9 protein-coding genes, 1 tRNA gene and 1 pseudogene are annotated in these 10768 nt (G+C 71.8%); 5 read left to right on the top strand and 6 right to left on the bottom strand.

What is annotated here, in order from left to right; all coding sequences use genetic code 11:
* Positions 1-102: 102 nt before the first annotated feature.
* Complete coding sequence (locus LP52_RS10950; protein ID WP_052809712.1) at positions 103-3414, top strand: NACHT domain-containing protein; 3312 nt, start codon at positions 103-105, stop codon at positions 3412-3414.
* Positions 3415-3448: 34 nt separating this feature from the next.
* Here the strand turns inward: LP52_RS10950 and LP52_RS10955 are convergent, their stop codons facing one another.
* Positions 3449-4222, bottom strand: a complete 774-nt coding sequence (locus LP52_RS10955; RefSeq protein WP_040272933.1) for an SIR2 family NAD-dependent protein deacylase — start codon at positions 4220-4222, stop codon at positions 3449-3451.
* 483 nt (positions 4223-4705) lie between these two features.
* Here LP52_RS10955 and LP52_RS10960 point away from each other — a divergent pair, with 483 nt between their 5' ends.
* Positions 4706-5599, top strand: coding sequence for a sulfotransferase family protein (locus LP52_RS10960; RefSeq protein ID WP_040272935.1), 894 nt, complete (start codon positions 4706-4708; stop codon positions 5597-5599).
* An 87-nt stretch (positions 5600-5686) separates the two neighbouring features.
* Here LP52_RS10960 and LP52_RS10965 read toward each other — a convergent pair whose 3' ends face one another.
* Entirely contained in the window at positions 5687-6427 is a 741-nt protein-coding gene (locus LP52_RS10965) for an alpha/beta hydrolase family protein (protein ID WP_040272937.1), read from the bottom strand.
* Between the two features lie 335 nt (positions 6428-6762).
* On the opposite strand from LP52_RS10965, the gene LP52_RS27690 reads away from it, so the two are divergent.
* Positions 6763-6921, top strand: coding sequence for a hypothetical protein (locus LP52_RS27690; protein WP_169775362.1), 159 nt, complete (start codon positions 6763-6765; stop codon positions 6919-6921).
* Between the two features lie 171 nt (positions 6922-7092).
* Here LP52_RS27690 and LP52_RS10970 read toward each other — a convergent pair whose 3' ends face one another.
* Positions 7093-7923, bottom strand: coding sequence for an aldo/keto reductase (locus LP52_RS10970; protein WP_040272939.1), 831 nt, complete (start codon positions 7921-7923; stop codon positions 7093-7095).
* A gap of 254 nt (positions 7924-8177) precedes the next feature.
* Positions 8178-8498, bottom strand: a complete 321-nt coding sequence (locus LP52_RS10975; protein ID WP_157036300.1) for a hypothetical protein — start codon at positions 8496-8498, stop codon at positions 8178-8180.
* Positions 8499-8807: 309 nt separating this feature from the next.
* Here LP52_RS10975 and LP52_RS10980 point away from each other — a divergent pair, with 309 nt between their 5' ends.
* Together LP52_RS10980 and LP52_RS10985 are read left to right on the top strand one after the other, a co-directional pair.
* Positions 8808-9356, top strand: coding sequence for a DUF523 domain-containing protein (locus LP52_RS10980; RefSeq protein ID WP_052809719.1), 549 nt, complete (start codon positions 8808-8810; stop codon positions 9354-9356).
* A gap of 106 nt (positions 9357-9462) precedes the next feature.
* Positions 9463-9536, top strand: a tRNA-Pro gene (locus LP52_RS10985).
* A gap of 132 nt (positions 9537-9668) precedes the next feature.
* Here LP52_RS10985 and LP52_RS10990 read toward each other — a convergent pair.
* Both LP52_RS10990 and LP52_RS10995 read right to left on the bottom strand, forming a co-directional pair.
* Positions 9669-9878 carry a helix-turn-helix domain-containing protein gene (locus LP52_RS10990; RefSeq protein ID WP_084723111.1) on the bottom strand — a complete coding sequence of 70 codons (210 nt, stop codon included), beginning with the start codon at positions 9876-9878 and terminating at the stop codon, positions 9669-9671.
* 217 nt (positions 9879-10095) lie between these two features.
* Positions 10096-10768 (bottom strand): annotated as a pseudogene (locus LP52_RS10995) (hypothetical protein); the annotation flags it as partial.

Below are 10768 nucleotides of genomic sequence, written 5' to 3' on the forward strand. Positions count from 1 at the left end.
CGATACCCGGGCGTACTTGAATCGGGTCGTCGGTGTGTTGGCGCGCGTGCGCGACGCGCAGCACGGCAGCGGAAACGACAACAGGAAAGGGCGCACGCGCAAATGGCCAAGAGGCTCGGCTACGCCGACGCGCTGAAGGTTCTGGGACAGGACGACTCGGCGGTGCTGGACTTCGCGGAGAAGCTGGCCGGAGGCGGGTTGGGTGCGTTGGGGCTGCCGGGACTGTCGAGCGCGGGCGGGGCGATCGCGCAGACGGGGCGCCGTGCGCTCACGGGCATCCGCGAGAAGATCACCGGCATCAGCCGGATGGATCGCACCGAGCGCGTCATGGCGGCGCACAACATCCTGGTCGCGGTCGCCGTGTTCGAGGCGCTCGACGAGGTGCTGGAGGAGTCCCGCGCCCCGTTGCGGCTGTCGGACCTCGATCCACAGCGCGAGGAGCAACTGTTCCTGTGCGAGCGCGTGCTCGGTGAACACCTCGTCGCCGACCCCGCCGGGGTCGACGGGGGGCGCTTCGTCCTGTCGTCGGGAGCCGACACTGCCGAGATGATCGCGATCCCCCTCGCCAAGTTCGTGCGGGGCCTTGCGGTCTGGGAGGGGATGGACGCGACGACTCGGCACGCAGCGGAGCGTGCCATCGGTGCGCGCCTTCCGGCGCTCGCCCGGAGGCGCTTCGTCGAGTCCTACCGCCAGCTTGCCGCGGATATCCCCGAGTTCGGCGTATGGGCCGCCATGGCCGAGCACGAGGCGACGCAGCAGCGCGTCGCCGACCTCGACACCGGTATGGAAGGCCTGCGCAGCACGGTCGAGGCGATGGACTCGCCGAAGCGCACCCTCGACCGGCGCCGCAGCGAGCTGTGCGCCCTTTACCGGGCTGCTCTGGACCGCCGCGTGCTGCGTTCCGCCGACGCGCCGCCCGGGCTGACGCTGCCGACTCTGGAATCGGGTTACCTGACACCGCGCGGCCGCTTCACCCTGGCGTTTCCCGCCGATCGGCCCTCCACCGAGAACTGGTGGCGGGATGTGCCGCTACACGAGGACGTCGAGTCGCTTCTGGCCGGGCTGCTGACCGTCTCGGAGGCCACCGAGGCGCCGATCGTCGTCCTCGGCCATCCGGGAGCGGGCAAGTCGGTGCTGACGGAGATGCTCGCCGCCCGGCTGTCGGTCTCCGACTTCTTCGCGATGCGGGTGGAGCTGCGCGCGGTCCCACCCAACGCGCCCCTGCACGTGCAGATAGAGGAGGGACTGGCGGCCGCGCTCAAGACCCGGGTGGACTGGCGCGAGCTGGCCGCGTCGGCCGGCGGCGCCCTTCCGGTCGTCATCCTCGACGGTTTGGACGAGCTCGTGCAGGCCAGCGGAATCGACCGCTCGGACTACCTCGAACAGGTGCAGGAGTTCCAGCGGCATCAGGATGCGCTGGGACAACCGGTAGCCGTCATCGTGACCAGCCGGACCGTCGTGGCCGAGCGCACCCGCTTTCCCGTCCGGACACCGGTGCTGCGCCTGGAGCCCTTCAACGAGCGGCAGATCGCCCGGATGGTGGGGATCTGGGGCCACTCCAACGAGTCCGCTTACCTCTCTCGTGGATTGCAACCTCCCACCACCGAAGCACTGCTGGCCTACCGGGAACTCGCCGAGCAGCCGCTGCTGCTGCTCATGCTGCTGATCTACGATTCCGGCGCCAACTCCCTCCAGCGCTCCGGCGAGGCGCTCTCCCGCGGCGAGCTGTACGAGGAGCTGCTGCGGATGTTCTCCGAACGCGAGGTGCGCAAGCACCGGCCCAACCTGACCGACCAGGGCCTGGCCGACGCCGTCGAGGAGGAGCTGCACCGGCTGGAGGTCGTAGCGATCGCCATGTTCGTCCGGCGGCGCCAGCATGTCACTGCGGCTGAGCTGGACGGCGACCTCACCGCGCTGATGCCCGATGCCGGACAGCGCTCTGCGGACGCCGACCTGCACGGGGCGGTGAGCGACGCCCACCAGGTCCTGGGGCGGTTCTTCTTCGTGCACGAGTCCCGGGCCGAGACGGCTTCGGGAACCGCCAGTGTCTTCGAGTTCCTGCACGCGACCTTCGGCGAATACCTGGTGGCGCGCGCCGTCACCGACGCGCTGGACGACCTGCTGGAGGCCCGCCGCTTCGCCGCGCGGCGGCCGCGCGCCGCGCCGCCCGTGGACGACGGGCTGCTGTATGCCCTGACCTCGTTCGCCCTGCTCGCAGGCAGCGCGGCGATGGTGGAGTTCACCGAGGATCTGCTCCGCCGCCGCTTCACCGGCGACCCCGCCGAACGCGCCGACTACCGTGAGCTGCTGCTCGAACTGTTCCGCGAGGCCCACTACCCGCCCGAGAACCGCTCCTATACCGCATATCGTCCCCGCCGACTGCCGATCACCGAGCGCCAGGCCGCCTACACCGCCAACCTGGTCCTGCTGCTCACCCGCGTGGCGCCGGAGGGCGTCGACATCGCGGAGCTGTTCGACAATGAGCACGGCTGGGAGAACCTGAGCGATTGGCGAGCGCTGGCGGGGCAGTGGCGCGGTCTGGCCAACGCCCAGTGGCACGGTCTGCTTGACGCGGTCCAGCTCCGCCACGTCGGCTACGACGGCCACACGCCGCGCACGGTCCTGCTCCCCCTCGAAGCCGACGAGGAGGCCAACGTCGGCGAGTGCGTCGGCTTCGAGATCACCTCCGACACGCGGGACCGGCTATCGGTGATCGACCCCTATTCGATCACCGTGCCTTCGGGCATCACCAGAGGGCTGCTGCGCTCGACGGCGATGCGCATCAACGGCACGCCGGCCCGCATGACGCTGATGCTACTGCCCTACCTGGCCCATGTCGGCACCGACCTGCTGTCCTGGCGGGAGGACACCGAGGAACGAACGGTGTGGAGCCGATCGCACGAGGTGCTGTCGCTGCGGCTCGCTCTGCCCTCCGCCGACCCCGACGAGCAGCAGCGGCGGCTGCGGAGTTACGTGCGGCTGCTGTCCACGGAGGCCCTCGGCACCGTCGAGGCACTGGCGCTGCGCCAGGCGGCGGAGGACCTGGCCTACATCGAGCGTGTCGGCTCTGAGACGGGCGACACCTATCGAACCTCGCTGCTGTCGATCCTGGAGGATTTCCTGGCCGGCATCATGCACTACCGGGACTTCGCAACGCAGGTGCCGGCGGATGCGGTGCACCCGGCGCTCGAACAGTTGAGCGGGCAGGCGAAGGACGCTGACGTCGACGGCACCTTCGCGGCGTCCTGTAGCGACGTCATCGCCGCAATGGACGGTGGCGAATTCGCACGCGCTGCAGAAGGCAGCGCGGATCGTCCCCGATCCCCACGGCCGAGCCGCCGGGATCCGGCCGTCGAAGAGCCTTTTCCCTATGCAGTCGATAGCGGCGACAGGGGGAACTGGGGCTCGGGGTAACGCTCGCTGAAGACGTTCCTGTCTCCTCTTGCGCCTACGCCTGCGCACCCAGTGCGTACTTCGCCAGCTCCGGCACGACCTCGCTGATGGGGTCGCGCAGGACCGCCTGGGCGCGGTCGTCGTAGGGCGTGGGCTCGGCGTTGACGACGACAAGCGGCACGCCGTGGTCCAGCGCGATGTCGCACAGCCCGGCCACCGGGTGCACGCCCAGCGACGTGCCCACCGTCACGAACACGCCGCCTTCGGCGGCCGCCTCGACCGCGGCGTCGAGGACCTGCGGGTCCAGGCGCTGCCCGAAGGAGACGGTGTCGGTCTTCTGGATGCCGCCGCAGTCCGGGCAGCGCGGGTCGGACTCCTCCTCCAGCCGCTCCAGCACCTGCGGCGTGGGCGTGCGGGCACCGCAGTCCATGCAGGCCACCTGGTGGATGGTGCCGTGCACCTCCAGGACGCGGCCCTCGGCGACGCCGGCCGCCTGGTGCAGGCCGTCGATGTTCTGGGTGACCAGTGCGCGCAGCCGCCCCGCCGCGTCCAGATCAGCCAGCGCGCGGTGGGCGGCATTGGGCCGAGCCTGCCAGGCGGGGTTCTCGCGGCGCATCTGCCACACCTTGCGGCGGACGTTCACATCCGACATGTAGGTGTCGAAGTCGAACAGCGCGGCCGCGCCCGGATCCTTGGTCCACATGCCCTGCGGGCCGCGGAAGTCGGGGATTCCGGAGTCGGTGGAGATCCCGGCCCCGGTGAGCACGGTGATGCTGTCGGCGCCGGAGAGCAGGGACGCGACGTCTGCGGGGCGGGAGGCTGCGGTCATGGGCGGTCCTCGGCATCGGGGCGGCGGCCGCTGTGGGCCGCGGGGCCGTGTCGGGCGGGTGCGGCCGTCGTTGCCGGGCGGCCCGGCGCGAGAGCGGCTCCGGGGCGGCGCTGCGGCCTGACGGGTCGGTCCCCATTGTGGCAGCGCCGCGGGCGCGCGTTTCACGACGCGAGGCGCTTCACCGGGAACTCGTGAGATACGGGAAGATCACGTATGCGCCACTTCTCGTCCACAAACCCTTCGGACATACCGCCGCATGGGGCACTTCGCGGTAATCTCGGCTCACAGCGGGGATCACGGGGCACCACGACAGGTCCGCGGGCGCTCGGCCGAGGAGGACCGGCGACGCGCCGAGCCCCGGGAAAGCGGAGGTCACTCGCCACCGATGGGGTTTTCTGGGAGCAGACGGCCGCCGGGCGCACCGGCTCCGGAGTGCCGCGGAAGGCTCAGAACCCGCCCAAGAGTGCAAAAATCTGCTTACTCATGAAACAGCCGCCCTACATCCTCATCGTGAACGGGACGAAGGTCCGCCGCCCCGTCTTCGTCTTGGGCGCGCCGCATTCGGGAGTGCATCTCGTCGCCCGCGCGCTGAGCAAGGCACCCGGTTTCCACATCGGCGCCGGCCACCGGGCGGTGCAGGACGCCGCCCACGCGCTGGCGCGCCGCCCGTCGATCGCCGAGGAGCGGGCCTCGGGCACCTCGGATCTGCTGCGGGCGGCCTTCGCCGAGTCCTGGCAGCTCACCCCGCGCACCTGCCCCTACTGCCCCAAGGGACCGGTCCCCGCGCGCGACGCGTCGGCGCCCTGCCGGCACGCCGGCGACGTCGACCGCTTCGGCGACGCCAGCCCCGATCTGATCTACAGCGCCCCCGCACTGCAGCGGGCGTTCGAGGACGCCTTGTTCGTGCAGATCATCCGGGACGGGCGCGACGTCTCGGCGGCGATGCTCGGCGACGAGCAGGCCCTGTCGTGGTTCAGGCCCGCGCTGTCCAACCTCGACGACGAGATGCCCAACCCCTTCTTCGGGATCGAGGACGAGAAGGACCGCGCCAAGTACCCGCGGCTGTCCACCGCGGCCAAGTGCGCGCTGCGGTGGCGGGGCGCGGTGCGGCTGTCGGCGCGGCTGCGCGGCTCGCTGGGGTCCGACCGGCTGATGACGCTGCGGTACGAGGACCTGTTCGGCGGCGAGGTGGCCACCGCCGAGCAGTTGCGCGAGTTCACCGGCGCGCGGGTGTCGGCGGTGGAGCTGGTGCGCAGCGACTCCCCCGGAATCGGCTCCTGGCGCAGCCGGCTCACCGCCGAGCAGCGCGAGGACGTCCGCACGGTCGCGGGTGCGGAGCTCAAGCGCCTGGGCTACGCCAACGCCAAAACACGCTGAGGGCGCGGACGCCGCAGGCCCGGCCGGGCGTGGACGGCCCCGGCCCGCCCCGGTGCGGTGTGCCGGTCCCCCGCACCGGCCCCGGCGCTACACGTGCGCGCGCCCCATCCACTCCACCGCCGCGTGCCAGGCAGCGTGCCGGGGATCGACGACGGCGAAGTGGTCGGCCCCGGCGATCTCCGCGTACTCGACGGGGTCGCCTGCGGCGCGCGCCGCCTCGGCGTAGGCGCGGCTGTGCTCGACGGGAACCCGCTGGTCGGCGTCGCCGTGCACGATCAGTTGCGCGACGCCTGCCGGCACCTGGTGCAGCGGCGCGGCGTCGGCATAGGCGTGTTCGCCGGGATCGGGGCCGAGGAAGTCGGCGACGGCGCCCTCGCCCAAGCCCTGCCGGTGGGCGGCGCGCACGTCGGTGACCGGGGCCAGCCCGACGACGGCCGTCAGCGGCGAGTCGCGGGCGGCCAGCAGGGCCAGGTGGCCGCCCGCGGAGTGGCCCACTGCCACCACGCGGGCGGGGTCGCCCGGTTCGGCGCCCTCGTGGAGGCGGGCGCCGAGCACGTTCAGAGCCGCGTGCACGTCGTCGAAGGTCTGCGGCCAGCCGCCGTCGTCGTGGCCGGTGCGGCGGTACTCCACGTTCCACACGAGCCAGCCGGCGTCGGCCAGCTCGGCGGCCAGCGGATCCATCAGGCGCAGATCGTGTGCGTCGCGCCACCAGCCGCCGTGCAGCAGCACCGCGACGGGGAACGGGGCGCTGTCGTCGGCGTCGGGTTGGTGGATCCCGACCATCTGGCTGGGGTGCTCCCCGTATGCGAAAACGTGCCTGTTCGCCATCGTGCCTCCCCACTCGCCGCACGGCGGCCCGCGCACAGCCGGGGTCTGGGCCCCTGCTCCAGCAGGTCTTCCGGCGGTCGGTCCGACGTGCCGTGTGATCGTGCCGCGCCTGGAGAGAGTCTCCCACCACCCGGTGGCCGCGAGCGACAGGGTGGTCACGCTTCGCCGAACCCGGGAGGGCACGCAGGGCGCGACCGGCGGGGTTTCGTCGGCGGCCCGCGGGGTCGACCGTCGCGGCGTCCACCGCAGGACCACCGCCGTCGTCTGCACGGCCGCGGCATCCGCTGCGGCGGGACCCTGTCGAGAGGCGGGGCCGCCTGGCTTAGCATGGGGCCATGGGAGAAATCGGAATCGTCGCGCTGATCGCACTCATCGCCGTCGTGGGCGTGCCCGTCGCCATGCTCGTGGGCGGGATCGTCTACGTGGTGCGGCTGGCGCGGCGCGGCACCCAGGCCACGCTCGCCGACGCCGCCAAGCGCCGCGAACTGGCCTGACGCGCGACCGCGCGCCGACCGCCGCGTGGGCGGTCGGGCCGAGGCGGTCCGCATCGACGACATACGACGCGCAGCGGCCGGCCCCGAGCTGCGGGGCCGGCCGCTGCGCGTCGACCGGTCGCTCCCCCGGTCGGCCCCGCAGGGCCGGACCGGAAAGCCGGAAGGGCCGGCTCAGGCCACGTTCATCGTGCCCGGGTCCGGACCGAAGCGCTGGTTCTCGTTCAGTCCGGAGACCGCCTCCACGTCGCCGCTGGACAGCTCGAAGTCGAAGACGTCGAAATTGGAGCGGATCCGCTCGGGGGTCACCGACTTCGGAATGGCGATGTTGCCGAGCTGCAGGTGCCAGCGCAGGATCACCTGAGCGGGGGTCTTTCCGTAGGCCTCGGCGAGCTTGGCCACAGTGGGGTCCTGCAGCAGCTGGCCCTGGCCCAGCGGGCTCCAGGCCTCGGTGGCGATGTCGTGCTCCTTGTTGAAGCTCCGCAGCTCCTGCTGGATCAGCCGCGGGTGCAGCTCGATCTGGTTGACCGTGGGCACGATGCCGCCTTCGTCGAGGATGCGGCGCAGGTGCTCGGGGTGGAAGTTGGAGACGCCGATGGCGCGCACCCTGCCCTCGGCGTAGAGCCGCTCCATGGCCTTCCAGCTGCTCACGAACTCGTCGTTGGCGGGCACCGGCCAGTGGATCAGGTACAGGTCGAGGTACTCCAGGCCCAGCCGCTCCATCGAGGCGTCGAAGGCCCGCAGGGTGGCGTCGTAGCCCTGGTCGCTGTTCCACAGCTTGGAGGTGACGAACAGCTCGCCGCGCGCCAGACCCGAGCCGCGCAGCGCCTCGCCCACTCCCTCCTCGTTGCCGTAGGCGGCGGCGGTGTCGATGCTGCGGTACCCGGTCTCCAGCGCGGTGCTCACGGCGTTGCTGACTTCGCTGTTGTCCACCTGCCAGACACCGAAGCCCAATTGCGGAATCCGCACGCCGTTGTTCAGCGTCACGTCGGGAACCGTGGTCATGAATCCTCCCCCATTGCTCAAGTGCACGATCTTCCTACCCTCAGCGGTAACCTCCCCCGCCTGGGGCGCATTCCGGCACCGCGGGCGATGTGCACAGTGCCACGTCGCCGTGTCCGCCGCGGGGCCGGGTCCCCGGTGGCCGGGATCGCCGCACCTCAGGGGGTGGTGGGGCGGTGGCCGCCGCGAGGGCGGCGCCGCGCCGCGGCGGGGTACGGGCACAGCCCGGCGCCGCCGAGCGGGCGTTCCGCGGGTGCTCACTCGCCGAAGCGGTAGACCACGCCGAAGACCAGCAGCTCGTCGCCCTCAAGCTCGGGTGCCATACCCGGGTAGTCGGCCACCCGGCCCTGGTGAAGGACGTAGGGCTCGCCCGGGCGCAGCTTCTCGATCTCGGCGGCCACAGCGGTCCGGGCCGCGGCCGAGGCCACGTCGCGCTGCCCGTCGCTCTCGGTCCCGGCGGAGCCCAGGGGCCGATAAACCAGGTCGACGGGGCGCGACTGGGCGGGAACGAGTCCGGCGAGCCCGCCGATCTCCTCCATCCCCGCATCCAGCCGCTTCTCACGGGTGTTTCCGCTCATGGCCTACCAACTCCTTACCGCGGACCAGGGTCGGCGCCTGACCACCTGCCCTCCCAGTAACCTCCACGCGGGCGCGCGAAACAAAGCCGCACCGGGCGTCGGGGGCGGTGCCGGGGCCCTAACCTCGGTGGAGAAGGGGCGCGGGCGCGGCTGGAGGGTCTCCGGCCGTCCGCGCGACCGGACCGACGAGCCGGACGGCGACACATGGAATCCACACCGCCCACACCGCCCGCACCGGGCGGCGAAGGCAGCTCAGCCGGCGCACACGCACAGCAGTCCGGGGACGCTGCGGGTGCCCGCACCGCGCCGATCACGCAGACGACGGCCTGCACCCACGGCGCGGCGGAGGCGGCGTCGGGCCGCGTGCTGGTCAGCGCCTGCCTGCTGGGCAGCCGTGTCCGCTACGACGGGCGCGCCAAGACCGTCGCCGATGCGATCGTCGACCGCTGGCGCGCCGAGGGGCGCATCGTGGCCCACTGCCCCGAGGTGGCCGGCGGTCTGCCCGTCCCGCGCCCGCCCGCCGAGATCGAGCCGGGCGCCGACGCCCGCGCCGTCCTGGAGGGGCGCGCCGGCATCCGCACCCCCGCCGGGGAGGACGTCACCCGCCACTTCCTCGCCGGCGCCCGCGCGGCGCTGGCCACCGCCACCGAGCACGGCGTGCGCGCCGCCCTGCTCAAGGAGTCCAGCCCGTCCTGCGGGCTGCACCGGGTCTACGACGGCACGTTCACCGGAGCCACCACCACGGGGCCGGGCGTCACCGCCCTCCTCCTGCAAGACCACGGGATCGCCGTCTTCGCGGAAACCGCCCTGGAGGCCGCCGACGCCCACCTGCGCACCCCGCCCGGCGACCCGGCGTAGCCCGCGCCACACCCACCAGGCCCTTTCCCGCCCAGAACCCGTCACAAGCAGGCCTGCGGATGCGATAGAGTTTTACACGTCCACAGGGCAGCAGCCCACCGGACATCGGGAAGTGGCGCAGTTTGGTAGCGCACTTGACTGGGGGTCAAGGGGTCGTGGGTTCAAATCCCGCCTTCCCGACACGTTAGTGCAGGTCAGGAGCCCGATCGCTAGAGATAGCGGTCGGGCTCCTGCACGTTTGACCGTCATTTGACCGTGGGATCGAGCGTCATCCGGCGCCTCAAAATGTTCAAACGAGTTACTCAGCGACACTCAGCCGTCGTCGGGATCCACCCCCAGGACGCGCAGCAGGTCGGCGGTCGCGACCCGGTAGCCCTCGCCGATCCGGATCACCTTGCACGGGAACTCTCCCGCTCGGGCCAGTTGGTAGGCCTTCGTACGACCGATCCCCAACATGCGCGCGGCCGTCATAAGACCGACCGTCGGCGGCAGGCGGCGTGCCTGCTCCAGCGTTATCTGCATAGCGCCTCCTCGTGGTGTCTGTAGCGGTTACTCGGCTTCAAGTCACGGTCGTCCCGGACGCATCGCCGGTGCTCCCTGCGGTCGGCCACGCGGGAGCTCCGCGACCGTTCTCGCTCGTAATCGAGGTATCGCGGGATCAGAGCGGCCGATGGAGAGCCGGCGACTCGAGGAGCCTGGCTCCCAGGCGGCCCCTGCGATTGCTGACCTCCTGCTGTGGTCACGTGTGGTCGGCCTCGCTTCGGCAGGCCCAGGGCGAGCACCCGTCGGGCTCGGGACCGGTGTCGATGCCGAAGTCGACCTGATCCAAGGGGATGCGGTCGCGATGCAGGTAGGCCGTGCCCTGAAGCGGCATGCCGCGCGCGGTGGCGCCCGGAGGGCCGTGGCGGATGGCGGCATCGAAGGCGACGGCGTCCTCGAAGGAGGCCGGGTCGGTGGCCTTGAGTTCGGCCCAGGACTCGTTGGAGCGGAACGGGCAACCCACACAGGCGGATTTGGGGGTGTCGCCGAGGCCGTGGAGGGTGAGGAACGCGGCGCAGTCGCGGCGACTCCAGCCGATGTCCAGCAGCGGGAAGACGTTGCGCAGATAGCCGACGTCGGCGTCCTTGGCGCGGTGGACCTCGTCGACGCTGATACCGATGGCCTGCTCGGCATAGACGCCCTTCGGAGCCCCGGGCCGGATGCGGATAGCCGAGTAGGCGCCGGGTCTCGCGCTTGAGCGGGCGGATCTTGTACTCGCTGGTGCACTGGCGCCGCCCCATCCGGCGCTCGCCGTGGGTGCCGTGGATGAACAGCGGCATGCTGGCGAACCGGTGCCGGGGGTCGAGGGCGTCGTCGCGGATGTTGCCGGCGGCAACGCGCAGCAGGGGTATCCCGGCATCGGCGGCAACGGC

Source organism: Streptomonospora alba (assembly GCF_000826685.1).
Taxonomy (GTDB): domain Bacteria; phylum Actinomycetota; class Actinomycetes; order Streptosporangiales; family Streptosporangiaceae; genus Streptomonospora; species Streptomonospora alba.

What these genes read in the sequence shown, in the direction of transcription:
- LP52_RS10970 (WP_040272939.1), bottom strand. Translation starts at nt 7,923, where the DNA reads ATGACCACGGTTCCCGACGTGACGCTGAACAACGGCGTGCGGATTCCG.
- LP52_RS10960 (WP_040272935.1), top strand. Translation starts at nt 4,706, where the DNA reads ATGAAACAGCCGCCCTACATCCTCATCGTGAACGGGACGAAGGTCCGC.
- LP52_RS10950 (WP_052809712.1), top strand. Translation starts at nt 103, where the DNA reads ATGGCCAAGAGGCTCGGCTACGCCGACGCGCTGAAGGTTCTGGGACAG.
- LP52_RS10965 (WP_040272937.1), bottom strand. Translation starts at nt 6,427, where the DNA reads ATGGCGAACAGGCACGTTTTCGCATACGGGGAGCACCCCAGCCAGATG.
- LP52_RS10975 (WP_157036300.1), bottom strand. Translation starts at nt 8,498, where the DNA reads ATGAGCGGAAACACCCGTGAGAAGCGGCTGGATGCGGGGATGGAGGAG.
- LP52_RS10990 (WP_084723111.1), bottom strand. Translation starts at nt 9,878, where the DNA reads ATGCAGATAACGCTGGAGCAGGCACGCCGCCTGCCGCCGACGGTCGGT.
- LP52_RS27690 (WP_169775362.1), top strand. Translation starts at nt 6,763, where the DNA reads ATGGGAGAAATCGGAATCGTCGCGCTGATCGCACTCATCGCCGTCGTG.
- LP52_RS10955 (WP_040272933.1), bottom strand. Translation starts at nt 4,222, where the DNA reads ATGACCGCAGCCTCCCGCCCCGCAGACGTCGCGTCCCTGCTCTCCGGC.